The organism is Pseudomonas sp. AK-TSAG1-1 (genome assembly GCF_056821665.1).
Genome location: NZ_CM165965.1, coordinates 2,038,216 through 2,063,886 on the forward strand (window position 1 = coordinate 2,038,216; position 25,671 = coordinate 2,063,886).

Annotated in this window: 25 protein-coding genes, 1 tRNA gene and 1 pseudogene; 16 read left to right on the plus strand and 11 right to left on the minus strand. The window is 59.3% G+C overall.

Annotated elements, in window-relative coordinates:
* The first annotated feature begins 108 nt into the window (after nt 1-108).
* The 4 genes from AC1UK9_RS09405 to AC1UK9_RS09420 all read left to right on the plus strand — a co-directional run bounded on the left by AC1UK9_RS09405 (nt 109) and on the right by AC1UK9_RS09420 (nt 4,104).
* Entirely contained in the window at nt 109-456 is a 348-nt protein-coding gene (locus AC1UK9_RS09405) for a ribonuclease E inhibitor RraB (protein WP_007960698.1), read from the plus strand.
* A gap of 475 nt (nt 457-931) precedes the next feature.
* Entirely contained in the window at nt 932-2,341 is a 1,410-nt protein-coding gene (locus AC1UK9_RS09410) for a circularly permuted type 2 ATP-grasp protein (protein WP_025113343.1), read from the plus strand.
* 12 nt (nt 2,342-2,353) lie between these two features.
* Entirely contained in the window at nt 2,354-3,304 is a 951-nt protein-coding gene (locus AC1UK9_RS09415; RefSeq protein ID WP_025113342.1) for an alpha-E domain-containing protein, read from the plus strand.
* Entirely contained in the window at nt 3,301-4,104 is an 804-nt protein-coding gene (locus tag AC1UK9_RS09420; RefSeq protein WP_025113341.1) for a transglutaminase family protein, read from the plus strand. Before AC1UK9_RS09415 ends, AC1UK9_RS09420 begins: the two co-directional genes overlap by 4 nt.
* Nucleotides 4,105-4,216: 112 nt before the next feature.
* Here AC1UK9_RS09420 and AC1UK9_RS09425 read toward each other — a convergent pair whose 3' ends face one another.
* On the minus strand, nt 4,217-5,038 hold the full coding sequence (locus tag AC1UK9_RS09425; RefSeq protein WP_482580462.1) for a c-type cytochrome: 822 nt from the start codon (nt 5,036-5,038) through the stop codon (nt 4,217-4,219).
* A gap of 329 nt (nt 5,039-5,367) precedes the next feature.
* Entirely contained in the window at nt 5,368-5,598 is a 231-nt protein-coding gene (locus AC1UK9_RS09430; RefSeq protein ID WP_482579913.1) for a hypothetical protein, read from the minus strand.
* 24 nt (nt 5,599-5,622) lie between these two features.
* Between AC1UK9_RS09430 and AC1UK9_RS09435 the strand changes: the two genes are divergently transcribed.
* The 3 genes from AC1UK9_RS09435 (at nt 5,623) to AC1UK9_RS09445 (ending at nt 9,815) form a co-directional block, all read left to right on the plus strand.
* Entirely contained in the window at nt 5,623-6,828 is a 1,206-nt protein-coding gene (locus tag AC1UK9_RS09435; RefSeq protein WP_150369867.1) for an acetyl-CoA C-acetyltransferase, read from the plus strand.
* A gap of 24 nt (nt 6,829-6,852) precedes the next feature.
* Complete coding sequence (locus tag AC1UK9_RS09440; protein ID WP_473015002.1) at nt 6,853-8,997, plus strand: 3-hydroxyacyl-CoA dehydrogenase NAD-binding domain-containing protein; 2,145 nt, start codon at nt 6,853-6,855, stop codon at nt 8,995-8,997.
* 95 nt (nt 8,998-9,092) lie between these two features.
* A complete protein-coding gene (locus tag AC1UK9_RS09445) occupies nt 9,093-9,815 on the plus strand; it encodes an amidotransferase (RefSeq protein ID WP_025113336.1) in 723 nt (240 codons plus the stop codon).
* A gap of 90 nt (nt 9,816-9,905) precedes the next feature.
* Here the strand turns inward: AC1UK9_RS09445 and AC1UK9_RS09450 are convergent, their stop codons facing one another.
* The 3 genes from AC1UK9_RS09450 to AC1UK9_RS09460 all read right to left on the minus strand — a co-directional run bounded on the left by AC1UK9_RS09450 (nt 9,906) and on the right by AC1UK9_RS09460 (nt 12,641).
* The gene (locus tag AC1UK9_RS09450) at nt 9,906-10,877 is read right to left on the minus strand and encodes a magnesium and cobalt transport protein CorA (RefSeq protein WP_473015003.1); all 972 of its coding nucleotides are present in this window, start codon (nt 10,875-10,877) and stop codon (nt 9,906-9,908) included.
* A 135-nt stretch (nt 10,878-11,012) separates the two neighbouring features.
* Nucleotides 11,013-11,735: a lysophospholipid acyltransferase family protein gene (locus tag AC1UK9_RS09455; protein ID WP_482579914.1), complete on the minus strand. Its 723-nt coding sequence runs from the start codon at nt 11,733-11,735 to the stop codon at nt 11,013-11,015.
* Between the two features lie 216 nt (nt 11,736-11,951).
* Complete coding sequence (locus AC1UK9_RS09460) at nt 11,952-12,641, minus strand: crotonase/enoyl-CoA hydratase family protein (protein ID WP_473015005.1); 690 nt, start codon at nt 12,639-12,641, stop codon at nt 11,952-11,954.
* Nucleotides 12,642-12,936: 295 nt separating this feature from the next.
* Between AC1UK9_RS09460 and AC1UK9_RS09465 the strand changes: the two genes are divergently transcribed.
* A tRNA-Ser gene (locus AC1UK9_RS09465) sits at nt 12,937-13,026 on the plus strand.
* A gap of 288 nt (nt 13,027-13,314) precedes the next feature.
* Nucleotides 13,315-13,998: a hypothetical protein gene (locus tag AC1UK9_RS09470; RefSeq protein WP_473015006.1), complete on the plus strand. Its 684-nt coding sequence runs from the start codon at nt 13,315-13,317 to the stop codon at nt 13,996-13,998.
* Nucleotides 13,999-14,299: 301 nt separating this feature from the next.
* Here AC1UK9_RS09470 and AC1UK9_RS09475 read toward each other — a convergent pair whose 3' ends face one another.
* A complete protein-coding gene (locus AC1UK9_RS09475) occupies nt 14,300-14,983 on the minus strand; it encodes a hypothetical protein (protein WP_473015008.1) in 684 nt (227 codons plus the stop codon).
* Nucleotides 14,984-15,144: 161 nt separating this feature from the next.
* Here AC1UK9_RS09475 and AC1UK9_RS09480 point away from each other — a divergent pair, with 161 nt between their 5' ends.
* The 5 genes from AC1UK9_RS09480 to AC1UK9_RS09500 all read left to right on the plus strand — a co-directional run bounded on the left by AC1UK9_RS09480 (nt 15,145) and on the right by AC1UK9_RS09500 (nt 17,434).
* Complete coding sequence (locus tag AC1UK9_RS09480) at nt 15,145-15,465, plus strand: YbjQ family protein (protein WP_025113332.1); 321 nt, start codon at nt 15,145-15,147, stop codon at nt 15,463-15,465.
* A gap of 234 nt (nt 15,466-15,699) precedes the next feature.
* Nucleotides 15,700-15,888: a hypothetical protein gene (locus AC1UK9_RS09485; protein ID WP_103521257.1), complete on the plus strand. Its 189-nt coding sequence runs from the start codon at nt 15,700-15,702 to the stop codon at nt 15,886-15,888.
* Between the two features lie 325 nt (nt 15,889-16,213).
* Nucleotides 16,214-16,582: a glycine zipper domain-containing protein gene (locus AC1UK9_RS09490; protein WP_007960728.1), complete on the plus strand. Its 369-nt coding sequence runs from the start codon at nt 16,214-16,216 to the stop codon at nt 16,580-16,582.
* 133 nt (nt 16,583-16,715) lie between these two features.
* Entirely contained in the window at nt 16,716-17,141 is a 426-nt protein-coding gene (locus AC1UK9_RS09495; protein ID WP_025113330.1) for a YMGG-like glycine zipper-containing protein, read from the plus strand.
* Nucleotides 17,142-17,263: 122 nt separating this feature from the next.
* Nucleotides 17,264-17,434: a hypothetical protein gene (locus tag AC1UK9_RS09500; protein ID WP_177327379.1), complete on the plus strand. Its 171-nt coding sequence runs from the start codon at nt 17,264-17,266 to the stop codon at nt 17,432-17,434.
* 139 nt (nt 17,435-17,573) lie between these two features.
* Here AC1UK9_RS09500 and AC1UK9_RS09505 read toward each other — a convergent pair whose 3' ends face one another.
* Together AC1UK9_RS09505 and AC1UK9_RS09510 are read right to left on the minus strand one after the other, a co-directional pair.
* The gene (locus AC1UK9_RS09505; protein ID WP_482579915.1) at nt 17,574-17,957 is read right to left on the minus strand and encodes a hypothetical protein; all 384 of its coding nucleotides are present in this window, start codon (nt 17,955-17,957) and stop codon (nt 17,574-17,576) included.
* A gap of 203 nt (nt 17,958-18,160) precedes the next feature.
* Nucleotides 18,161-19,557, minus strand: a pseudogene (locus tag AC1UK9_RS09510) (RHS repeat domain-containing protein); the annotation flags it as partial.
* 765 nt (nt 19,558-20,322) lie between these two features.
* Between AC1UK9_RS09510 and AC1UK9_RS09515 the strand changes: the two are divergent.
* Nucleotides 20,323-21,018 carry an HAD-IA family hydrolase gene (locus AC1UK9_RS09515; RefSeq protein WP_025110308.1) on the plus strand — a complete coding sequence of 232 codons (696 nt, stop codon included), beginning with the start codon at nt 20,323-20,325 and terminating at the stop codon, nt 21,016-21,018.
* 77 nt (nt 21,019-21,095) lie between these two features.
* Here the strand turns inward: AC1UK9_RS09515 and AC1UK9_RS09520 are convergent, their stop codons facing one another.
* Nucleotides 21,096-21,842, minus strand: coding sequence for a 3-oxoacyl-ACP reductase family protein (locus AC1UK9_RS09520; protein ID WP_482579916.1), 747 nt, complete (start codon nt 21,840-21,842; stop codon nt 21,096-21,098).
* A gap of 126 nt (nt 21,843-21,968) precedes the next feature.
* Here AC1UK9_RS09520 and AC1UK9_RS09525 point away from each other — a divergent pair, with 126 nt between their 5' ends.
* Complete coding sequence (locus AC1UK9_RS09525; RefSeq protein WP_482579917.1) at nt 21,969-22,895, plus strand: LysR family transcriptional regulator; 927 nt, start codon at nt 21,969-21,971, stop codon at nt 22,893-22,895.
* A 107-nt stretch (nt 22,896-23,002) separates the two neighbouring features.
* Here the strand turns inward: AC1UK9_RS09525 and AC1UK9_RS09530 are convergent, their stop codons facing one another.
* Both AC1UK9_RS09530 and AC1UK9_RS09535 read right to left on the minus strand, forming a co-directional pair.
* The gene (locus AC1UK9_RS09530; protein WP_482579918.1) at nt 23,003-23,731 is read right to left on the minus strand and encodes an aspartate/glutamate racemase family protein; all 729 of its coding nucleotides are present in this window, start codon (nt 23,729-23,731) and stop codon (nt 23,003-23,005) included.
* 54 nt (nt 23,732-23,785) lie between these two features.
* A complete protein-coding gene (locus AC1UK9_RS09535; RefSeq protein ID WP_482579919.1) occupies nt 23,786-25,324 on the minus strand; it encodes an NCS1 family nucleobase:cation symporter-1 in 1,539 nt (512 codons plus the stop codon).
* Nucleotides 25,325-25,671: the final 347 nt, after the last annotated feature.

Genomic DNA, 25,671 nt, shown 5'->3' on the forward strand with positions numbered 1-25,671 from the left:
CAGCTACATGCTTGTTTCCCGCGTGCAACCACGTTGTCGCAGTACTTTGGCCAGAGGCCCGGGGCGGGAATACGGAAAGTCTATCCATCTATCCGAGGGGGACGATTCATGAGCACAGCCTATCAAGAAGACATCAGCAGCAATGTACTGCGCCGCATGAAAGAAGGCGGTTTCGACTTTTCCCGATTCCATCCCATCGAGTTCTACGCCATTTTCCCGGACGAGGAGCGGGCGCGCAGAGCAGCAGGCAAATTTCGCGGTGAATCCATCAATGCCCAGGTCAGTGCGCGCGACGATGGCGCCTGGTCGCTGGAATTGAGCAAAGTCATGTACGCAACCTATGACGACATCGGCGACTTCGAGCAAGGCTTCTCTGCCGTGGTCGAGCCGCTGGGCGGCATCATCGAAGGCTGGGGCGTGAAGCAGGAGGTGCGTAATCGCCATCGTCTGAACTGATCTCTGGTTTCAGGTATTGAGCAACGGCTGACCTTCGGGTCGGCCGTTGTCGTTTCTGGCCGCCGAACCACCCGTGGCAAAACCCTGAAACAAGAATCCCGGGCAAAAAAAAGCCACCGGAGAGGGTGGCTAAAGGGAAGACCGATAAGGAGAGGAAACCGGTCAGGGTTACGGCCTGCGGGGACTGCGCTGGCAGTCCGGATCAGTGAGGCTGAAGCCTTCAGCGGGGAAGTTTTCAGCGGATGCGCCGATTATCCGCAGCCCGGCGCAAGCAGTGAAATCAACTCTGACTATGCTGGTGATAGGCGACAGCACTGCGTCGCAATGAGGCGGGGGCGATCAGGTTGGGGCATTTGCCGCACAGCAATGGTGCGGTGTGGCTGGCGTGATTATCCAACCGATTGAAATCAAAGCGTTTATGCCGCTGGCACGGGCCTTGCGAAGGCCTGTAGGTCCGGGTGACAAGGAGTACGGCATGATCCGCACCTATTTTGATGAAATGTACGATGCCGGCGGCCAGGTCCGCCCGCATTACCGGGAGTTCGCCCGCTGGCTGGCCGACACGCCTGACGAGTTGCTGGCACAACGGCGACGCGAGGCCGATCTGCTGTTCCACCGGGCCGGCATCACTTTCACGCTCTATGGGGACGAGCAGGGCACCGAGCGCCTGATTCCTTTCGACACCATTCCGCGCAGCATTCCCGCCAGCGAGTGGCGGATCGTCGAGCGTGGCTGCATCCAGCGCGTCAAGGCGTTGAACATGTTCCTCGCCGACCTTTATCACGAGCAACGCATCATCAAGGCCGGGATCATCCCCGCCGAACAGGTGCTGGCCAACGAGCAGTACCAGTTGGCGATGCAGGGCCTGGACCTGCACCGCGATATCTATTCGCACATCTCCGGTGTCGATCTGGTGCGCGACGGCGACGGCACTTACTACGTGCTTGAAGACAACCTGCGCACTCCGAGCGGCGTGAGCTACATGCTCGAAGACCGCAAGATGATGATGCGCCTGTTCCCGGAGCTGTTCGCCGCGCAGCGCATCGCGCCCATCGACCATTATCCGAACCTGTTGCTCGACACCCTCAAAAGCTCAAGCCCGATCGACGACCCGAGCGTGGTGGTTCTGACGCCGGGGCGCTTCAACAGTGCATTCTTCGAACACGCGTTTCTGGCGCGGGAAATGGGCGTCGAACTGGTGGAGGGCGCGGACCTGTTCGTGCGTGACGACAAGGTCTTCATGCGCACCACCGACGGGCCGAAAGCGGTGGACGTGATCTATCGCCGTCTCGATGACGCGTTCCTCGACCCGCTGGCATTCCGCCCGGACTCGATGCTCGGCGTGCCAGGGCTGTTGTCGTCGTATCGTTCGGGCAACGTGGTGCTGGCCAACGCCATCGGTACCGGCGTGGCGGACGACAAATCGGTCTACCCGTTTGTCACCGAGATGATCCGTTTCTACCTCGACGAAGAACCGATCCTGAAGAACGTACCGACCTGGCAGTGCCGCAACCCCTCGGAACTTTCCCACGTGCTGGCCAATCTTCCGGATCTGGTGGTCAAGGAAACCCAGGGCTCCGGCGGTTACGGAATGCTCGTAGGGCCGGCGGCGACGACCGCGGAAATCGATGCGTTCCGCGAGCGGATCAAAGCCAAGCCCCACGCGTACATCGCGCAGCCGACGCTGTCGCTGTCGACCTGTCCGACCTTTGTCGAAAACGGCATTGCGCCGCGCCATATCGACCTGCGTCCGTTCGTTTTGTCCGGACGTGAAACCCGGGTTGTGCCCGGCGGTTTGACCCGTGTCGCCCTGCGTGAAGGCTCCCTGGTGGTGAACTCCTCCCAGGGCGGCGGAACCAAGGATACCTGGGTGGTCGAGGATTGAAGGAAGCTTGCCATGCTAAGTAGAACTGCCTCGGATCTGTACTGGATGTCGCGTTACCTGGAGCGGGCGGAAAACCTCGCACGGATGCTCGATGTCAGCTATTCGCTGTCGCTGATGCCGCAGGACGGTCGCGGCGACGGTCTGCACGAACTGGCCATGCCGTTGTTGATCACCGGTACCCTCGACGATTACCTGGAGCGCCACGGTGAGCTGCACGCCGAGCGCCTGCTGCACTTTTTCGCCCTCGATGCGGCCAACCCGGCGAGCATCTACAGCTGCCTGGGCGCAGCGCGGGCCAGTGCACATGCGGTGCGCGGGCGGATCACCGCGGACATGTGGGAAAACATCAACGCAACGTGGCTGGAGATTCGCGGGATCGCCGAGCAGGGCCTCGGCCGTTACGGCATGAGCCGTTTCTGCGAGTGGATCAAGGAACGCTCGCACCTGTTTCGTGGTGCGTCCTACGGCACCATCATGCGCAACGATGCGTTCCGCTTCATTCGCCTCGGCACCTTCATCGAGCGCGCGGACAACACGTTGCGACTGCTCGACGCGCGCTATGAAATGGCCGGCGATCAGGCCGAAGCCGTCAGTGACGGCACTGCCCACGCCTATTACCAGTGGAGTGCGCTGCTGAGGGCTCTTTCATCGTTCGAGGCCTACACCGAGATCTACCGTGATGCCCCCGGTGCCCGGCATGTCGCCGAACTGCTGCTGTTGCGCGCCGATGTGCCGCGCTCGTTGCGGGCCTGCACCGAGGAAATCGACCAGATCCTCGCCCAGCTACCTGGGGCGAACGGCCGTCCGGCGCAGCGCCTGGCCGCTGAAATGGACGCGCGTCTGCGTTACACCGGGATCAACGAAATCCTTGCCGAAGGCCTGCACGCCTGGCTCACCGAATTCATCCCGCTGGTGCGCCAGCTGGGCAACGCCATTCACAGTTCATACCTGGAGGCTGCATGAGACTTTCCATAAGCCACGAGACCACCTATCACTATGAAGATCAGGTGCGGGCGAGCATCCAGTATCTGCGCCTGACCCCGCACGACAGCGAGCGTCAGCACGTGTTGAGCTGGCAGCTCGACCTGCCGCGTCCGGTGCGCGCCCAGCTCGATCCGTTCGGCAACATCCTGCATGTGCTGACCATGGACGAGCCGCACGAAGCGATCATCATCGGTGCGCGCGGCCAGGTCGACATCGACGAGTTGCGCGAAGCCGAACACGAGAGTCAGTCGGCGCTGCCGTTCCTGCGCTTCACCCGCCTGACCGAGGCCGACGAGGCGTTGCGGGCGTTTGCCGACAAATCCTGCAAGCAGCGACGGGATCGCACCGCGCTGATTGATCTGATGCACGGCTTGAACCAGCACATGACTTACACGCCGGGCTCCACCGAAGTCGATACCAGCGCGGCCGAAGCCTTCGCCGGGCGTGCTGGAGTTTGCCAGGATCACACCCATGCCTTCCTGGCCTGCGCGCGCAGCCTGGGGATCCCGTCACGCTACGTCTCGGGTTATCTGTACAGCGAAGATTGCGAGCATCTGGCCAGCCATGCGTGGGCTGAAGCGTGGCTCGATGACGCCTGGTACAGCTTTGACGTGACCAACGAACTGGCCCGGCCAGAGCGGCATTTGAAACTGGCGGTGGGCCTGGATTACCTGGATGCCTGCCCGGTACGCGGCATGCGTCGAGGCGGGGGGAGCGAGCAGATGCATGCGAAGGTGTTTGTCTCGCCGACGCCGGTTATCTCCGTGCAACAGCAATAACGCATATCCCCTGTAGGAGTGAGCCTGCTCGCGATCGAGGTATGTCAGTCAGACCATTTTTGACTGACCCACCGCGATCGCGAGCAGGCTCACTCCTACAAGGGGATAGTGTTCAGGGCTTAACCTTGCGCCCAGCCATGTGCTGCAAATAGCCAACCAGCATCTGCAAATCCCCCTCCGGCAACACCTCTACCGAAAACCCCGGCATCTTCGCTTGTGGCCACTGACGCAGACTCTGCGGATCGCGAATGTAGCGCTTGAGGAAGTCCGTGCCGAAATACTCGGTCGGGTTATACGGAATGTTCAGATCCGGCCCGAACTGCGCATCGCCCGCGCCGTTCAGGCGGTGGCAGGCCAGGCAGTTTTTCTGAAACAGCGCAAAACCCTGATTCACCGGGTCATCGGTTTTCAGTTTGGAATCCGGCAACAGGGCAGGGAAGCGCTCGGCCACTGGCGCCATGCGCTTGATGCTCGCCACTTCGAACGGCCATTGCTCGGGACTGATGTTGCCGGCTTGCGGGTCGGTCCACACCAGATAGAACGGCCCTGCACTGTGTTTGCCCTCGGACAGCGGTGGCCACGGCTGCGCCGGGTCCTCGATCGCCAGCCACGCCCGTGCGCCCTTGCTGTTGAGCAGCGGTGCAGCGCTCAGCTCGGCGGCAAATCCGTCCAGCGCCACCGCCTGCAAGTGATCGTCCGGTTTTATGCCGGTGAGCAGCGCCGCCACAGGTACGACGCGATAAGTCATGTCCTTTTTGTAGGACACATCATTTTTTATGGTGAGGGTTTGCGCCTGCGGATGCTTTAGCAGTTCCGCGGTCTGCCAGGTGCGGCTGGTGGCGCCCAGTTGTAAATCCAGCTGTGCGGCAGACAAAGGCATGCTCAGTAGCAAGGCCCAGAACACAATAAGCGTTTTCAAGAGATCGCCGTCCATGTCGTGCAAGTGCGCAAAGGTTGGCACAGCCACGCTGGCCCGGGTAGCGGGCCAGTCACATTTTATGTGGCGATAACGGGCGCCTGCCGCTTGAGTCAGCCAATGACCTTGGTGAGGTTGGGCAAAATCAACAACAGCGTCGTGGCGAAAAGAATGAGCCCTGCTTGACGTACTTTCGGTTGTTTGAACATGGCTTGACCGCCTTTATTGTTATTTCCTGATGTTTGCCTGCATATCCATGACGGCAAACGCTGCACTTCCTGTTGAAGAACGTCGGCCCCGGCAAAACCCGACGACCCTGACGTACATGTACTACCTTAGAGCCCGCGTCATGCGCGGCTTAGATCCATTTCGTATGTATTTGCTGCTGCTAGCGATAAAAAACGCATGAGGCGCATTGCCAGCTTCTTCGCCGCCCGCTTGCTAGACAACTCGCCGACCTGAACCGGTTCACCCGATGCTGAATGACCGTCCGTCTGAGCGTGCACGTCAACGTCATTGAGCGCTGTGGTCATTGAATCCTCGACGGCGCGGGACAACAGTGACAGCACGAAATTCACTCACCGCACAGGTTCGAGGACGTCATGACCCAAGCTTTGATTTTCGATGCGTTACGCACGCCCCGCGGCAAAGGCAAGGCCGATGGCGCGCTGCACAGCGTCAAACCGGTGAATCTGGTCGCCGGGCTGTTGACCGCACTGCAAAGCCGTACCGCGCTGGACACCAGTCAGGTCGATGACGTGGTGCTCGGCTGCGTCACGCCGATTGGCGATCAGGGTTCGGACATTGCCAAGACCGCGGTGCAGGTAGCTGATTGGGATGTCAGCGTCGCCGGCGTGCAGATCAACCGTTTCTGCGCTTCGGGTCTGGAGGCGGTGAACCTTGGCGCGATGAAAGTCCGTTCCGGGTTCGAAGACCTGGTGGTGGTCGGCGGCGTCGAGTCGATGTCACGGGTGCCGATGGGCAGCGATGGCGGCGCCTGGGCGCTGGATCCGCAAACCAACCTGCACAGCCACTTCACCCCGCAGGGCGTAGGCGCGGATCTGATCGCCACCCTGGAAGGCTTCAGCCGTGAGGATGTCGATGCCTACGCGCTGCACTCGCAACAAAAAGCGGCGCGGGCGCGGGCTGACGGCTCGTTCAACAAGTCGCTGGTGCCGGTGCAGGATCAGAACGGCATCATCCTGCTCGACCACGACGAATTCATTCGGGCCGAGTCGACCATGGAGGGCCTCGGCAAGCTCAAGCCGAGTTTCGAAATGATCGGCCAGATGGGTTTCGATGCTACGGCGCTGCGGGTCTATAGCCACGTCGAGCGGATCAACCACGTGCACACGCCGGGCAACAGCTCCGGGATCGTCGACGGTGCGGCGCTGATGTTGATCGGCTCCGAAGCCAAGGGCCGTGCGCTCGGCCTGCAACCACGGGCGCGAATCGTCGCCACGGCGGTGACCAGCACTGACCCGACGATCATGCTCACCGGCCCGGCACCGGCCACCCGCAAGGCTCTGGCCAAGGCTGGCTTGCGCGTGGAGGACATCGATCTGTTCGAGGTCAACGAAGCATTTGCCTCGGTGGTGCTCAAGTTCATCAAGGACATGGCGGTGGACCCGGACAAGGTCAACGTCAATGGCGGCTCCATCGCCATGGGCCACCCGCTGGGCGCCACCGGTTGCGCGATCCTCGGCACCCTGCTCGATGAACTGGAAGCCCGGCGCCTGCGCTACGGTCTGGCGACGCTGTGCGTCGGCGGCGGCATGGGCATTGCCACCATCATCGAACGCCTCTGAGCCCCGAATTCAAGGAACCTTGTTATGAGCGAAGCCATTCGTTACGAAAAAGGCCAGGACGGCATCGTCGTGCTGACCATCGACATGCCGGGCCAGAGCGCCAACACCATGAACGCCGTGTACCGCCAGGCCATGGGCGCCTGCGTTGAACGCTTGCTGGCGGAAAAGGACAGCATCGCCGGGGTCATCATAACCTCGGCGAAGAAAACCTTCTTTGCCGGCGGCGACCTCAATGAGCTGATCAAGGTCGGCAAACCCGAAGCCAAAGCGTTCTATGACATGGTGCTGAGCCTCAAGGGGCAACTGCGCACCCTGGAAACCCTCGGCAAACCGGTGGTCGCCGCGATCAACGGTGCGGCGCTCGGCGGTGGCTGGGAAATCTGCCTGGCCTGCCATTACCGGGTGGCGCTGGATGATGCAACGGTGCAACTCGGGCTGCCGGAAGTGACACTGGGCCTGCTGCCGGGCGGCGGCGGGGTAGTGCGCATGGTGCGCATGCTCGGCATCGAAAAAGCCCTGCCGTATCTGCTCGAAGGCAAAAAGGTACGCCCACAGCAGGCGTTGCAGGCCGGTTTGATCGATGAACTGGCGGCGGATCGTGACAAACTGCTGGCCAAGGCTCGCGCATGGATTGTCGCGAATCCGAACGCCGTGCAGCGTTGGGACGTGAAGGGCTATCAGATCCCCGGCGGCACGCCGTCGAATCCGAAAGTTGCGCAAATGCTGGCGATTGCGCCATCGATCCTGCGGGCGAAAACCCAGGGCACGCTGCCGGCCCCGGAGAAAATTCTCTGTGCGGCGGTGGAGGGCGCGCAGGTGGACTTCGACACCGCGCACTTGATCGAAACCCGTTACTTCACCGAATTGACCACCGGGCAAATCTCGAAAAACCTGATCGGCACCTTCTGGTTTCAGCTCAACGAAATCAACGCCGGTGGCTCGCGGCCGCAGGGCTTTGCGCCCTATGTCACGCGCAAGGTCGGCGTGCTCGGCGCGGGCATGATGGGCGCGGGGATCGCTTTCGTCAGCGCCTCGGCCGGCATCGACGTGGTGCTCAAGGACATCAACCTGGCGGCGGCCGAGAAGGGCAAGGCGCATTCGGCGGCATTGCTCGACAAGAAAGTCGCCCGGGGCCAGATGACCGCCGAAAAACGCGAAGCGGTGCTGGCGCGGATTCAGCCCAGCGAAAATGATGCCGATCTGGCGGGCTGCGACCTGATCATCGAAGCGGTGTTCGAGGATCGCGAGCTGAAAGCCAAAGTCTCGGCGGCGGCGCAGCTAGTGGTCGGGGCCGAGGCGGTGATTGCCTCCAATACCTCAACCTTGCCGATCACCGGCCTGGCGGCGGCAGTGCCGGATCGGAGCAAGTTCATCGGCCTGCATTTTTTCAGTCCGGTGGAAAAAATGCCGCTGGTGGAAATCATCAAAGGCGCGCAGACCAGCGATGAAACCCTGGCGCGGGGTTTTGACTTCGTCCTGCAAATCAAGAAAACCCCGATCGTGGTCAACGACAGTCGCGGCTTCTTTACCTCGCGGGTGTTTGGCACCTTTACCAACGAAGGCATTGCCATGCTCGGCGAGGGCGTGAGTGCGCCGATGATCGAGACCGAAGCGCGCAAGGCCGGGATGCCGGTCGGGCCACTGGCGATCTCCGACGAAGTTTCCCTCAGCCTGATGAGCCATATCCGCCAGCAAACGGCCAAAGACCTGCAAGCAGAAGGGAAACCGCTGATAGAGCATCCGGCGTTCGCCGTGATTGACTTGCTGCTCAATGAATACAAGCGTCCGGGCAAAGCCGCCGGCGTTGGCTTCTACGATTATCCGGTGGGTGGTCAGAAGCATCTGTGGCCTGAGCTGAAGACGCGTTTCGAGAAAGCGGACGGGCAGATTTCGCCCAAGGATGTGCGTGATCGTCTGCTGTTCGTGCAGGCCCTCGAAACCGTGCGCTGTGTGGAGGAGGGCGTGCTGACCTCGACGGCGGACGCCAACATCGGCTCGATCTTCGGCATCGGTTTTGCCGCATGGACCGGTGGTGCGCTGCAGTTCATCAATCAGTACGGGGTGCAGGACTTCGTCGCGCGTGCGCAGTATCTGGCCGAGCAATATGGCGAGCGCTTTACGCCGCCGGCGTTGTTGCTGGAAAAAGCCGCGAAAGGCGAGCTGTTTTAAGTGATCGGGTGAACGCTGCGGGGCTTGCCTTGCCGGGGTGTTTCAAGGCAGGCTCTGGGGTGTTCATTATTCCCATCACGTGTCAGGTATTTTTTATGTCGCTACGCATCTGCATTCTGGAAACCGACATCCTGCGTCCGGAACTGGTCGATCAATATCAGGGTTACGGGCAGATGTTCCAGCGCCTGTTCTCGCAGCAGCCGATTGCCGCCGAGTTCACCGTGTACAACGTGATGCAGGGCGAATACCCGAGCGACGACCAGACGTTTGACGCGTACCTGATCACCGGTAGCAAGGCTGATTCGTTCGGCACCGACCCGTGGATCCAGACCCTCAAGCAATACCTGCTGACCCGTTACGAGCGTGGCGACAAGCTGCTCGGCGTGTGCTTCGGCCATCAACTGCTGGCGCTGCTGCTCGGTGGCAAGAGTGAGCGCGCCACTCAGGGCTGGGGTGTCGGCACCCACAACTACAAACTGGCGGCCAAGGCGCCGTGGATGAGCCCGGTACGCGAAGAGCTGACGCTGCTGATCAGTCATCAGGATCAAGTCACCGCGCTGCCGGAAAATGCCACCGTCATCGCCTCCAGCGATTTCTGCCCGTTTGCCGCGTATCACATCAACGATCAGGTGCTGTGCTTCCAGGGCCATCCGGAATTCATTCACGACTATTCGCGGGCGCTGCTGGAACTGCGCCAGGAAGCGCTGGGTTCACAGATCTACTCTAAAGGCGTCGCCAGCCTGGAGCAGGAACACCATGGCACCACAGTTGCGGAATGGATGATGCGTTTTGTGGCGCACAAGCCAGAAGCGGCCTGAAAAGCTTCGCTCCTACATTGATCCTTGTCGATAACAAGATCCAGGTGGGAGCGAGCCTGCTCGCGGATTGTCCGGCCAACGCAGTCGCTACTACAACCACCCCGACTTCTTGAAACTCGCCCACAAACTCACACACCCCACCGTGATAAACCCCAGCACGCCGAAATAGCCGTAGTGCCAGCTCAGCTCCGGCATGTTCTGGAAGTTCATCCCGTAGATCCCGGCCACCGCTGTCGGGAACGCGAGAATTGCCGCCCACGCGGCAAACTTGCGCTGCACCACGCTTTGTCTTGAAGCCTCAAGCAACACACCGATCTCGATGGTCTGGCTGGCGATGTCCGCCAGCGTGGTCAGGTCTTCCATCTGCCGCGTGACGTGAATCTGCACATCACGGAAGTAAGGGCGCATGTTCTTGTCGATGAACGGAAAGCTCAGCTTCTGCAGCTCCTCACCGATCTCCACCATCGGCGCTGCATAGCGACGCAAGCGCAGGACATCGCGGCGCAGGCCGTGGAGCTTCTGGATGTCGTGTTCGTTCAGCGCACTGCACAGTACGTTGCGCTCCAGTTCATCGATCTCGGCATGAATCGCCTCGCCCACCGGCTGGTAGTTTTCGATCACGAAATCCAGGATTGCATAGAGGACGAAATCTTCCCCGTGCTCCAGCAACAATGGACGTGCCTCACAGCGTTGGCGGACATGCGCATAGGACGCCGAGTGGCCGTTGCGGGCGGTGATGATGTAGCCCTTGCCGGCGAAGATATGCGTTTCGATGAACTGCAAAATGCCATGCTCGCGAATCGGCGAGTAAGTGACGATAAACAATGCGTCGCCAAAGGTTTCCAGCTTCGGCCGGCTGTGTTTTTCCAGGGCGTCTTCAATGGCCAGTTCGTGCAGGTTGAACTGACGTTGCAGTTTGGCCAGCTCTTGAGCGTCCGGCTCTTCCAGGCCGATCCAGACAAAGTGCCCGGTCTTGGCGGCCCAGGCGGCACCCTCATCGAGGGTAATATTGGTGACTTTCTTACCAGCGCTGTAAACCGCAGCAGCAACAACTCGACCCATGGTGGTGGTTCACTTCTTCTTGGCAGATGGCAGGGAGTACAAGGCTTCAGCTTAGCCGTGTCGCTGCTTGAGAGTCAGTGAAATCTGCACAGTTCACCCGGCAAAAGAAAACCCGCACAAGGCGGGTCTGTTTTATCACGCAGCTTGCAACTGCTGATCCATCGCGGCGATGCATTCGCGCATCTGTTCGCGGCACTGGGACATGAGCAAGGGCATGTCATCCATCGTCAGCCCTGCTGTAGGAATAGCCGGCAGCGAGCGTATGAGGATTTTCCCGCTGCGCCAGCGGTTCAGGCGCATGTGCTTGATGTAGCTGCTGACGCACACCGGCACGATCGGCACGCCGGCGGCAATCGCCATCTGGAACGCCCCCTTCTTGAATGGCAGCAATTCTTCACCGAGGTTGCGCGTACCTTCCGGAAACACCCAGATCGAGGTGTCTTCGTTCTGCAAGGTGTTGGTGGTGGTGAGCATCGACTGACGCGCTTTGTGCGCATTGCCTCGGTCGATCAACACATTGCCGGCGAGCCAGAACAACTGCCCGAACAGTGGCACCCATTTCAGGCTCTTCTTGCCGATGCACACGGTGCGACGCGGCACCACGTTACCGAACACAAACAGGTCGTAGTTGGACTGATGGTTGGCGATGATCACGCAGCTGTCCGGCTTGTTCATCAAGCCGTGGACGTCGGACCTTACGCGCAGACGCAGAATGCACATGGCCGGCCAAGCATAGAGGCGGGCGCACAGACGGCTGTTGTCGGGGTTGAAGGGACGGCACAGGCCGAGAATCACCCCCAATACACCGGCCAGAATAAAGTGCTGGCCCATCAATAACATACGAAACACAAACAGCATTTTCAGGCCCACCGGGACAAAAGGTGGCGCAGTGTACGGATGTGCACTGTTTTCGGCAATTGCTGCTATAGAGTCCGGAGATAGGCGATGTTTAAGCGCATGTTTCCGGGGTGATCGTCAGACCTGTCCTAGAGCGGTTGACGGTTGATCAACCGAACGCGCAAGAAAAAGCCCGACACGACGGTCGGGCTTTTCTTCGGCTCGGGAAGAGGCGGCTTAGCCCAGATGTTCCTGGTCCTGGATGATCGCGTTGTCGAGGGCTTCGAGCAGCGCCTTGCGCACTTTGAGCTTGGTGTTCTTGTGCGCATTCATGTTGATCTTCTTCAACTGACGCGCGGCGGCCAGGGCGGCGCCTTGCAGTTCTTCGGCAGCCACCACCTTGTCGAGGAAACCGGCATCCACCGCGCTCTTTGGATCAAACATCTCGCCGTTGATCACCGAACGGTGGAACGCCGAACGACGCAGGCGATCACGTGCCAGCTCGATACCGGCATGGTGCATGGTCATGCCGATCTGCACTTCGTTCAGACCAATGCTGAACGGGCCGTCGACGCCGATGCGGTAATCGGCAGACAACAGCAGGAACGCGCCCTTGGCCACCGCGTGCCCAGGGCACGCAACGATCACCGGGAACGGGTGAGAGAGCAGACGACGGGCCAGGGTCGAACCGGCGGTCACCAGCGACACGGCTTCTTTAGGGCCGGCAGTCATCACCTTCAAGTCGTAGCCGCCGGACAGAATCCCCGGCTGACCGGTAATGATCACAATGGCACGATCAGTCACCGCCTGATCCAGCGCCGCGTTGAACGCCGCAATCACGTCCGGGGAAATGGCATTGACCTTGCCGTTGTTCAAGGTCAGGGTCGCGATGCCGTCTTCGAGGTGGTAGGCAATCAACTCACTCATGACGCAATTCCTTGTAAGAAAGATGGGCAGACGTTACCCACCACCGTAGGCCAGGTAAAGCGCCGTGACTGACTCGCTGGTCACCGTTTCCCGGCTCACCCGGCGTAGCGCGCCGTTCTGCTTCTATATAGAAGGGTCGGCATCACCAGAGATTGGCCGGTTTGCCATCGTCCAGCGCCGGGCCAAACGACTTTTTCTCTTAACCGCATGAAAATTCTGAAAAAAAGTTTGCCATCGGAAAAGCTTTCGACTACATTAGCGCGCCTCGACAGACAGAACATGTTTGAAGAGATACGGTGAAGTGTCCGAGTGGCTTAAGGAGCACGCCTGGAAAGTGTGTATACAGGAAACTGTATCGAGAGTTCGAATCTCTCCTTCACCGCCACATTCAATACACAAAACCCCTGATTTCGAAAGAGATCAGGGGTTTTGTGGTTTCTGGCGTCTGGAAAATAACCCGATAGGATCAATAGGGGGGCTGATGCTTTGTTTCGGTGCGTCAAAAGCAGGCTCAGACAAGCAGGCTTTGGCGTTTCGAATAAAAAGGGCGAAATTTCCGCGTTTCACCGGTTTCCCTAGGTTGTGATTCTGCGCGATAGTGGCGTTTTGTAATCGCCTTCAGGAAGCGCTAAATGCCTGGAAGCTCATCGGCAGTTCAACGCAGGGAAGTGCAGTGAAGACAGTTGTCATGATGGCTCTATTTTTGGGGTTGTGCGGTTGCGTTACCGATTCTCGCAGTTCCGCGCCATCACTCTGGACCGATGGCATCATGCTGGAGCAGAAGACGGTCACCGTAGATGAACTACACGCCAAAGTGATCATGCAGGCATCAGGTGATGCAGCTAACCCGGTAGATTTTGAAGTAGTTCGAGGAAACGACCCGGATAAACGACCCGATAAACTTGGGACCGTCGTCAAACCGTTTCGCAATAAAGTTGGCGCATGGTTCAGTCGTCTCAATAGTGCGGTTTCCAAGCAGTTCCCCCAGCTGGAAATACTGGCCGATCCCGGCCAGACATTGCAAGTGGGCGGATCATCGACGGTCAGAAGCCAAATTCCGGCGCCAGGTTATCGCACGCTTTACAACGAAGACTATGTATTCAACCCGTCGAAGAACAAGTATGAGAAAAAGGTAACCGCCAATCCGACTGTCTCCTCGTATTACACCTGCGGACCGATCACAAGTACCTTTGTTCCCGAGAAGCAAAAGGTTTATCTGGCGGAGTTTGTTTTCGTAGATCGTGGGGAAGGGTGTGAACTTCAGGTCTATGACATCACACAACCCAAGCTGCATGTCCCGGTCGTTGCCATCAAAGGTGCGCTGCCCTCGTCGGGCAGGTCGTTCCACTCACCATAGGCTCTGCAAGAACGAGATTCCTTGCTGAACCTGATGCGCTTGAGAGGCACCGTTTAGTCGGTTGGGTGTTGCTGCTGGCTCGGAAGCTGCCTCAAATACCGAAACTCCACTGTCCCAGCCTGAAGTTTCGAGTCTCTCCTTCACCGCCAAATTCAATACGCCAAACCTCTGATTTCGAAAGAGATCAGGGGTTTTTAGGTTTTTGGCGTCCGGATTTTCTTCGCACCAGGGCAGGACCCTGGTGTTGGCGCAGATAGAGCGAATGCTGACGTCCTGCTCGCGGTTCCAGGTCTGGCTTGGCTCATTGCTTTTTCGGGACGAAACGCGATTCAAACCCAGGGAACAGTCGATCCGGTTCCGCGACGTACATCCCCAATAACACGCCCGGCAACCTTCTATTCATATCGTCCAGGACTGCTTCAGGCGAGCTGCCGATGGCGTCGGCGATTTCTGTGCATTTCTCTCTGAACGTGGCTTCGTGGTGCATGGACACATTGTTCAGGGAGTAATGTTTTTCGGCGAGATCCGAGATGAAGAACTGCAGCACGTTCATGCTGTGGTAGTGAAGAAACACGGCGCTGATGTACGAAGTCACATAGCCAAAGATGCTCATGACCAGCCATTCGGGCTTCAGCGCTGACATGAGCACCAGCATGACGCCCAAGGGCACGATTGCCAGTTTTGCCCTTTTTCGCAAAGTGAGTAACAGGTAGCTGAACCAGCCAATGCAGTTTCCGATCATTGCGTGGCTAGAGAGAGTGAAGAGTTGATCGCGGGTTGAGTAATACTTTTCGGTAAACGACAACGTTTTGAAGTCCGCCAGGAAGTGGTTGGCGTTAACCATAAAGCTCGCATTATCAAACCAGGCCAGCAAGGGCTGGAAGAGCAGGGCGGACCACAGCAGAACGAAGAGCAGCACGGCGTTGAAACAGAGGGCGAAGAACAGAAAACAGCACATTCCTTTTAGGCGAAGCGTGTATTGCATGGGTGATCCTTCGTGTATCGCTGTGCGCGCGTAAAGTTAACAGTGGTGCAGTCGTCGCCAAGCGACGTGTCTGTCAGGAACTGCGATTATAAGGCTACTATCTCGGCGTTTCTCGTTCAGGGTTTACAATCGCGACCTTTATGGACATAGGAACTGCTTGCATGATCATTTCTACCACTCACACCATCGAAGGCCGGCAGATCACCGCGTACCTGGACATTGTCAGCGCGGAGTCGGTGCAGGGGGTGAATGTGATCCGTGACATGTTTGCCGGCATGCGCGATTTTTTCGGTGGGCGCTCGCAGACGCTGGAGCGTGCTTTGAAAGAGGCGCGGGTTCAGGCGACTGACGAGATCAAGGAGCGGGCGCGGGCGTTGCAGGCGGATGCGGTGGTCGGGCTGGATTTCGAGATCAGCATGCCCGCGGGTAAGGGTGGCATGGTTGTCGTGTTCGCGACGGGTACGGCGGTCAAGTTGCGTTGATGCCGTTGCCGGTTCAAGCGAGCCCATTCAGACGATGAGTGGGCTTTTGCTGTTTGTGCTCAGTTCAGCCCTGTGGATTGCAGATGTTGAATCGGTGCAGCCCATTCGTCGGGCATCAGCCAATCTGAATCACAAGTCCAGGAATGACCGGCTAGTCTCAAAAGCCTTGGAGGTCGATATTTTTTCAGGCAAAAAGGCTTTGCCGGTATCGATCCATTTGAAAGGGGCGAAGGTATGACTGATCCGTATATCGAAGACGATGGCGCTGAATTTTCATTCAACAACTGCGTCCGTTGCGGCCAGACGGAGTATCAGGCGGGCTTTGGCGAGGATCCGGTTCAGACCGGCAAGATCAAGTCCACCGCGCCCAAGGGGCCGAAAGCCAAGTTTCTGCCGAAGGTCTCGGCCCGGTCGAGAAAGTAATCAGCTACCTCATAACCCCGTCTATGAACGGGGTTTTTTATGCCTGAAGTTTATAAGGGAAATCTCCTACAAGCAGGTGGGCAGATTCCGATTTTTTTCACAAACTTTTCACGTCCACGGACGTAGGGTGAAGCCATCCGTTAGAAAGCAAGTCTCCAGCCCGTCTCCCCAGCGGGCTTTTTTTTGCCTGCGATAAAACCTTTTGCCAATTCGCTGTCCAATCGGCGCCAAGTGCGCGGCGGCAGCTGATTTTGTCTGGACTTCAGCCCGTCGGCAGCGTTCAATCTCGGCCCCTTTTGATCTCCCTATTTTTGAGGTTCTTGTCATGCGTTTAACGTTGCCCGCTCTGGTTCTGGGTCTTCTGGTTGCTCAAGGTGCGGTGGCTGGCGAAGGCACTGCTGCACTTGGCGGTGGTCTGGGGGGCGCGCTGGGTAATGTGGTCGGCCAGAAAATGGGCGGCAGCACCGGCGCAGCGATTGGTGCCGGTGTTGCAGGCGCAGCGGGCAGCGCGATGGCCGCGGGCAAAGGCAGCCGGACCAAAGCAGCCATCGGCGGTGGTGTTGGCGCGGCCGGTGGCTCGGTGATCGGCAACAGCCTGGGCGGCAGAAATGGCGCAACCATTGGCGCCGGCCTCGGCGGTGCGGCCGGTGGTGCCGTGGGCGCCAACCTGTCCAAGGGTCACAAGCGTCACTGATCGCGAACGCTTGTCAGAAAAAGCCCGGCTCGATGCCGGGCTTTTTCATGGCTGAACGTTTTTCCGGAAAACCTCTCCAAATGACATAGGCCCTGTGGGCATACCGTCCCGATTCGGGAACTGTGAGGTTCAAATGCGTTTGTCATTGTCTGCACTGTTTTTCGGATTACTGATTGCTCAAGGCGCGATGGCCGCCGGAGATGGCAGTGCCGCTGTCGGTGGCGGGCTGGGTGGCGTGCTCGGTAATGTCGTCGGTGGTCAGCTCGGTGGCAGCACCGGTGCGGCGGTCGGCGCGGGCGTTGGCGGAGCGGCGGGTGGCGCGGTCGGCGCGAATAAACACAATCGCACCGAAGCCGCCATTGGCGGTGGCCTCGGCGCTGCCGGTGGCTCAGTGGTTGGCAACAGCCTGGGCGGCTCCACCGGTTCAGCCATCGGTGCAGGATTGGGCGGCGCGGCCGGTGGTGCGGTGGGCAACAACCTGGGTGGCGACGGCGGAAGTGGACATTCCGGTGGCGGTCACAAGCACAACAAGTACAAACATAAAAACCGCCATCATTGATTGACGATTGAAAAGAAACCCGGCCTGGCGCCGGGTTTTTCGTGTCTGGCGGTCTGACGCTGGAACGATTGGCCGTAGGGCTTTTCGAACGTTATACAACCCACTAGACGTAGAGGTTTGCCATGACGCCCGAAACTGAAGGCAAGGAAGAAAAAGGCCCGAGCGGTCTGCCGTTTATCAATGATCCGGGGAACGAGGATCCGGGGTCGCTGATGGATGATGCGACCGTGCCGCTGAATGATGCGGATGATGCTTTGGATGAGGAGTATGAAGAGGATGAGGATGAGCAGTAATTGCTTGTTCCTTTGATCGACCGAGGTAGTGCTGCTTTCGAATCTTCAGGGCCTGAGGTTCTGTCAGGCCCTTTGCGAGGTGTGAGATGGGTGGTGAGCAGAAGGAGGATGATGTCGATGAAACGCCCACAGCATCGCTTTAACTGGCTGCACAGAATGAGACATCAATCCTGTCCGCGCTGACTTTAAAGTGCCCATTCAGATGGGGGTATTCGTAGTGGATATCCTGATCAGCAAAATCGACAACAGACCGGAAGACGTCCCCATCCAAGTAGCCATAAATGTCACAGGAGAGCCCATCATCAATCCTCTCAATCTGCTTTTTTTTATATTCGCTGGCTGATACGCACTCTTCATCAGGCAACAGCATTTCGAACTCCACTTCGTAAGTACCGCCCACCTCTATTTTTGAAGGGCTGTAACTGACGAAGCACCGTACCGAAAAATCCTCAATTACCAGTTCAATAGCGTCTTCTACGACTGGATCGATTCCGACGACTAATGCTTTGTATGTCCTAATCATGAGCAGGCCTCACAGTTTTATCTTGTGCGTTGCCATTGATTGTCCGCCAAAATTCTTTTCCACTCTTGGTGTGTAGCGTCGTAATTTTCATCATTCGAATTGGTGCCTGCGAAAGCAAATTTTGCTTCACCTTTCCGATTGTTTCCCATCAATAACAAATACCCTGATCGCACCTCTCCCTTGTATAAATACTCCACACGAGTACCTTGATTCACCGGCGGCGGACAGTTCGAGCTCAACCCCAACGGATCCACCCACCCCGTCGGATTCGACACATACCGATACTGATTCAGCCCACCCGCCAGCTTGATGGGGTCCGGCGTCAGATACCGCCCCAACCTCGGGTCGTAATACCGGTGCCGGTTGTAATGCAGCCCACTTTCCGCATCGAAATACTGCCCCTGAAACCGCAGCGGCTGATCCAGGTAGTCTTCGCCCGCCAGGGTGATCGCCGAGACTTTGCCGTAGGCGTCGTACTGCGCCGACCAGACGATTTCGCCGCTGTAGTCGGTGAGTTCCTGCGGGGTGCCGAGGTGGTCGAGTTGGTAGTAGAACGGGCAGGCTTTTTTCGGGCCTTTGCCGTCGAGCAGCGCCATTGGGCGGAAGGTGCCGGGTTCGTAGACGTAGCTGCGGTGGTGGGTCGGGCTGCTTTCGGCGACGAGGTGGTCGCCTTGCCAGAAGAACTCGGTGCTGACCCCGTCGACGGTCTTGCGGATGCGCCGGCCGAAGGCGTCGTACTGGTAGGACGCGGTGTTGCCGTCGGGGCGGGTCAGGCCGATCAGGCGGTGCTGGAACGCTCCCACTCCCAGAAGAAGCTCGCACCACCGGTCAATTGCCGCTGCAGGATAACGTGGGCGTCGTCGTAGTCGTAACGCTCGCTGTCACCAACCGAATGGGTCGCTTCCAGCAGACGCTGGCGGGCGTCGTAGCGGTAGCTGATCAGCGTCTGTTCGGTATGCCAGCCAGTCCCGTCAGAGCCAAAGGACTGATAGTCGACAGCGACCAGTTGCGCCCGGTCATAACGCAATAACAACGACCGCCCCGCGCCATTGTCGAGACGAACAATCCGCTCCTGATGATCACGAGAAACGGTCAGCCGATTGCCATACGCATCACTGATCGCCACCAACCGCCCGGCGCGAAAGTGATAAAACCGCGCCACATCCCCCGCCAGCGCAACAATCAGCTCCTCCGGCTCATCCCCCAGAAAAATCGCCGCCCGCGACAGGCTGTTGTGAATCGCCGGCCGTTCAACACTGGGCAAGGGAAACCGTGTGCTTCGGTTCTCATGGTCGATCCAGACCACCGCATCGCCATCGAACGCCAGCCGATGCGCCAGCGAATGACTCCAGCCAAACCCGAGTCCGACGTCGATCTCGACGGCGCTGGTGCGATACAACCGGGTGAACTCGAACGGCAGGCGCCCATCGAGCGTGCCATCGGTGAGGGTCAGCAGTTCTTCGCCGGTGACCATCGACACCGGACAGCCATTGGTGCAGGTCAGCAGGGCGCAATCGGCGCTGTCGCCGTTGGGATTTTTCGCTTGATCGGGAGCGTCGTCGCGAGGTTCGTGACGCTCCATCCGGGTTGTGCTCCGCGACTTGTCCCGTGCCATGGGCGCGGGGTTCGGCACGGTCAACACCTGCGAGTCAGCCTGACGAATGTTCAGCGGGATCGCCGGCGTCGGCTTCAATGGCACGTCGCGGGCATTGACCAGCAGTGGCTTCAACGCGCTCGCATGCTGCAGCAGTTTTTCACTGTTGGCCTGCAGGTCGGCGAGCAGGGCGAACAGCTGTTTAATGTCATCCCAGATGTCGTGCAGGGCCTTCTCTAACCCGCGCCAGTCGGCCTGTTGCAACTGGCGGTAACGATCACCGAAACCGGCGCCGGAAAATTCCGTCCACAAAGGCTGAAACCCCGCCCATTCGTCGCGAAGCCAGCCCTCCAGCCCGCCCAGAATCCCTTCGTAAGAGGCGTAAAGCGCTTTGACCTGCGCGGTGGAAACATCGGGAAAGAAGGTGATGCGATAACGCTGGCCCCGGTAGCAGTCGCTGACTTCCAGAATGCCGCTCGGGCCGATGCTGTTGTTCAGGGCGAGAAGCCGATCGGTTTGGAAAATTCGCAGGCACTCGCGCACGTGAAAGAGGTGCGCGGACTTTGCGGGGGATCAAACAGGAAAGAAGTCGGGCAAGTGGGCGTTAGCTGTAGGGCATTTCGTTAAATATCAGCGAGCCATTCAACGGCCCGCCGACATTGCCCGTTGCTGAATGTCCGTTGGCCTCGCTATGCTGCTGAACCCATTAATCAGGTCCGAGCAGCGGCGCCGACGATGCCGCCTGGGATGTTTTTGATAACGGATCCGATGATGAATGCACCGATGAAGGCGTTTGGCCCGATCAAGGCCGTGATTTTCGACATGGACGGTTTGTTGCTGGACACCGAAGGCATCTACACCGAAGTCACGTCGCTCATTGCCGAGCGTTACGGGCGGACTTTCGATTGGAGCGTTAAACAGAACATCATCGGTCGTGGGGCCAACGATCTGGCGAACTACGTGGTGCAGGCACTGGATCTGCCGATCAGCGCCGAAGAGTTCCTGGTGATCCGCGAGCCGTTGATGCGCGAGCGTTTTCCCAAGGCGCAGGCGATGCCGGGTGCGGAGGAACTGATTCGTCACCTCAAGGCGCACAACATTCCGATCGCCGTGGGCACCAGTTCATCGCGACAGTCGTTTGGCCAGAAAACCACGTTGCACCGCGACTGGTTTGCGCTGTTCGATTTCATCGTCACTGCGGACGATCCGGAAGTCGGTGCCGCCAAGCCGGCGCCGGATATCTTCCTGACCGCCGCTCGGCGTCTGGGCGTCGCGCCCGAAGATTGTCTGGTGTTCGAGGATTCGCCATTTGGCGTCACCGCAGCCAAGGCGGCGGGGATGACAGCCATCGCGATTCCCGATGCGGCCATGGCCGATGAGAAATACGCCCATGCCGACGGGATTTTGCGCTCGCTCAAAGCGTTCGCCCCGAGTGCCTGTGGCTTGCCGGCGCTGGAGTGGGCTTGATCAGCCGATAAGCACGCATAAAAAACGCCACCCTCTGCAAAGAGGCGGCGTTTTTTTGTACCCGGAATTCAGCGCAATCAGGCGCCAAAGCCACCGTCGATGGTCAGGCTGGCACCGGTGATGTAGCCGGCTTCAGGGCCTACCAGGTAAGCGACGAAACCGGCGATTTCATCGGCAGTGCCATAACGACCGACCGCCATCAGCGGGATCAGGCTTTCGGCAAAATCACCATGGGCCGGGTTCATGTCGGTGTCTACCGGGCCGGGCTGCACGTTGTTGATGGTGATGCCGCGCGGACCGAGATCGCGCGCCAGACCTTTGGTCAGGCCGACCAGCGCCGATTTGCTCATCGCATACACACCGCCGCCGCCGAAGGGCATGCGGTCGGCGTTGGTGCTGCCGATGTTGACGATGCGCGAGCCTTCGCCCATGTGTCTGGCGGCTTCCTGAGAAGCAATGAACACACTGCGCACGTTGATGGCCAGGGTCTGGTCGAAGTCTTCCAGTTTGAAATCTTCCAGTGGCGCGATGGCCAGTACGCCGGCGTTGTTCACCAGAATATCGAGGCGGCCAAAGGCTTCGACAGTGGCGCTGACCGCGTTGCGGATGGCTGCTTCATCAGCGCTGTCGGCCTTGATCGCCAAGGCTTTGCCACCCTTGGCGGTGATGCTGTTCTGCAGTTCTTCGGCCTTGGCGGTGGAGCTGACGTAGGTGAACGCGACAGCGGCGCCTTCGGCAGCCAGACGCTTGACGATGGCGGCGCCGATGCCGCGGGAACCGCCTTGAATCAGAGCAACTTTACCGCTGAGGTGTTGAGTGGTCATGTTCGATCTCCAGAAAATTCAAGGCAGGGTGCCTTGTTGTTGGAGCCGAGTATCGGCCTCGCACCGACAACCGTGTAGACCATGATTGCTATAGTCTGTGTAAACCAGAAGTTTATAGTGGCGATCATGGAAACGTTCAGCAGCATCGAATGCTTTGTGCGCAGTGCCGAAGTCGGCAGTTTTGCCGAGGCCGCCCGGCGCTTGAGCCTGACTCCGGCAGCTGTCGGCAAGAGTGTGGCGAAGCTCGAGGTGCGCCTCGGCGTAAGGCTGTTCCAGCGTAGTACACGCAGCCTGGCGCTGACCGAGGCCGGTCAGTTGTTCCTGAGTCAGGTCAGCGCCAGCCTGACGACCATCCAGAATGCCGTGGCCAACCTGGCCAGTGTCGAAGGGCTTCCGGCGGGGTCGCTGAAAGTCAGCATGGGCACGGCTTTCGGCTGCCTGCATATCGTGCCGATGCTCGGCGAGTTTTTGCGGCGATACCCGGCAATCAGCCCGGATTGGCACTTCGATAACCGCCAGGTCGATCTGATCGGGCAGGGGTTCGACGCGGCCATCGGCGGCGGTTTCGAGTTACCCCAAGGCGTCGTCGCCCGCAGGCTGAGTCCGGCGCATCGGGTGTTGGTGGCGTCCACGGATTATCTGCAGGCCAATCCGTCCATTACTGAACCGGACGAACTCAAGTATCACGACGGCATTCTGATCCGCTCGCCGCAAACCGGGCGCGTGCGTTCCTGGCAGTTGACCGGCCGTGATCCACAGATCTGTCGCCCATTGACGCTCAAGGCGCGCATGACCATGAGCGACTCCGAAGCGGCTTGTATCGCGGCGAGCCAAGGCCTGGGCGTTGCCCTGGTGAGCATGCCGTTTGCCTCGGGGTATCTGGAGTCGGGTCGGCTGCAGCGGGTGCTGCCGGACTGGTACATCGACGACGGCTACACCTCGATCTACTACGCCGAGCATAAGTTGCTGCCGGGCAAGACCCGGGCGTTTGTCGACTTTGTGATCGAGCAGTTTGCCGAGCGCGGGTTGGCGCAGCGGTTCAGTGCTATCTGAGTTCGGCTTTTGACCGAGTTGCGGCCATCGCGAGCAGGCTCACTCCTACAGGGGAACGCATTCCAAATTGTAGGAGTGAGCCTGTTCGCGAAGCACGATAACGCGGTCTAGCGGGCAAACCGCTCCGCCCAGCCAATGATCTGTTTCGGCCGTGGCGTCGCATACGTCCGCACCTTGGACGTCGACAACCCCAGGCGCACCAGCGATTCGGCGATGGTCACCGCCGCCGTCACGCCGTCGATCACCGGTACTCCGGTGCGGCGACGAATCTGTTCATCCAGTCCGGCCATGCCGCCGCAACCGAGGCAAATCACTTCGGCCTTGTCCTGGGTTACCGCCAGTTCCGCCTGCTGCACGATGGCTTCCAGCGCCCGTTGCGGCTCGTGTTCCAGCTCCAGCACCGCCAGACCGCTGGCCCGCACCGAGGCGCAGCGATCCCACAGGCCCGAGAGTTTCAAACGGTCCTCGATCAGCGGCACGGTGCGATCCAGCGTGGTCACCACCGAATAGGCGTGGCCGAGAAACATCGCGGTGCTGGCGGCGGCGTCGGTGATGTCCACCACCGGCACGTTGAGCAGCTCCTGCAATCCTTCGCGGCCGTGCTCGCCGTAGCCGGCCTGAATCACCGCGTCGAACGGTTGATCGTAAGACATCACCCGGTCCATCACGGCGATGGCCGCCAGGTAACTTTCGAAATTGCCTTCCACCGAATCGGCGCCGAAGTACGGCGTCAGGCCGACGATTTCCGTGCCGGGGGCCGCGACCGCCTGCGCCGAGCGGGCGATGGCCTGGGTGATGGATTCGGTGGTGTTGACGTTGACCACGAGAATTCGCATGAGAAGTCCTTATTGCGGGCAGTTCAGCGGCCCGAAGCCCGGGCCGCGAGGGAGTTAATGGCTGACGTTGTCGACGGCAATGGATTCGCCGCTGACGTCGGCGTAGTGCGGCTGACGCTTGGCGATGATCAGGTAAAGCATGGCGGCAATGCCGGCACCCACCAGCCAGGAGAACGGCGAGATGCTGTGGAAACCCGGCACCAGCGCCAGGACGATGGCGATCAACGCAGCAGGAATGAACGCCGTCACCGCGCGGAAATTCACCCCGCGACTGTAGTAATAAGCGCCGTTGGGATCTTCGCTGTAGAGCTGCGGGACGTGGATCCGGCCTTTGCGGATCAGCCAGTAGTCGACCATGATCACCCCGTACAACGGGCCGAGCAGGGCGCCGAGACCGGACAGGAAGTACACGATCACCAGCGGGCTGTTATAGAGGTTCCACGGCAGGATCAGCACCGCGATGGTCGCGCTGATCAGTCCGGCGCGGCGGAAGGTCAGGTACTTCGGCGCCAGGTTGCTGAGCACGAAGGCCGGAGCGACGAAGTTGGCCATGATGTTCACCGCCACGGTGACGATCAGGAACGCCAGGCAACCGAGCACCAGGAAGAGCGTGTTGGGGATCGAAGCGATGATTTCGGTCGGGCTTTCGATGATCCGCCCGTTGATCTGAAATTGCGCGCCGCACAGCAGGACGGTGATGGTGGCGAACACCAGAATGTTCACCGGCAAGCCCCAGAAATTGCCGATCCTGATGGTCTTGCGGCATGGCGAAGAGCGGGCGAAGTCGCAGAAGTTCAGGATCAGCGTGCCGTAGATCGCCAGCCACAGGGCGCCGCCGGCAAAGATGTTGCGCCACATCTCGCCGCCGCTCAGCGGTTCGCGGATCGACCAGGCAATGGTGCCGTTGGCCTGGGTGTACATCCAGGCGGCGAGGGCGGCGACAGTCAGCAGAATCACTGGTCCGGCAAAGGCTTCGTAACGGCGGACCATCTCCATGCCGTAGGCGAGGATTGCCAGTTGCACGAACCAGATCACCACGAAACATACCCAGCCCAAGGTGGACAGGCCGAGGATCGAATTGTGGTCGTAATCGGCGAAGCCGGGGTGAATTGCCGTCAACAGCACGCGAAACACTACCGACGCCAGGTACGTCTGAATCCCGAACCAGGCGATGGCGATTACCGCCCGGATCAACGCCGGAATCTGCGCGCCGTGGATGCCGAAACTGATCCGGCTGATCACTGGAAACGGCACCCCGGTTTTCTGTCCCATGTAGCCGGACAGGTTCATGAAGAAGTACACCAGCGCCGCGCCGATCCCCAATGACAGCAGAATCTGCCAACCCCCCAGGCCCAATGCATACAAGCCGATGGCGAACGAGTAGTTGGCGATGTTGTGCACATCGTTGGTCCACAGGGCGAAGATGCTGTATTTGCCCCAGCGCCGACCTTCGGCCCGGGTCGGTGCCAGGTCGCTGTTGTGCAGACGGGGGCTGAGTTGTAACGGTTCAGCCAGGCCATCGTGGGACGATGGCTGGTCGAGGGCCGAGGCGGGCAGATTCAGCGCGATATTGTTGGAGAGACTTGTACGCATTCCGGCAGGCTCCTGATGAGCGGGCCGCGATGACTGTGCATGAGCCGAAGGCTCGACAAATCTTCGTCGCGGCCAGCAAACATCACTGGTTACGGGGCATCTGCAGCCTGTACGGGATAGGGCGCTTCAGGCTTGCGGATCGAAAGTGTGGGTTTATGTTTTGCAGTTTTGTATACAAAACATGTATGCACTTAAGCCAGATCTGTGCCAGTTGACGATCTATGCGTAGCCGTACTCATTTCGAAAAGTTATCGATGAGCGCTAAGTGTTTGAAAATAATTGGTTATAAATTGACCGACTGAACAGGTATTTATTTTTGACAGGGGATTTTGCGCAGGTGGCAAAAC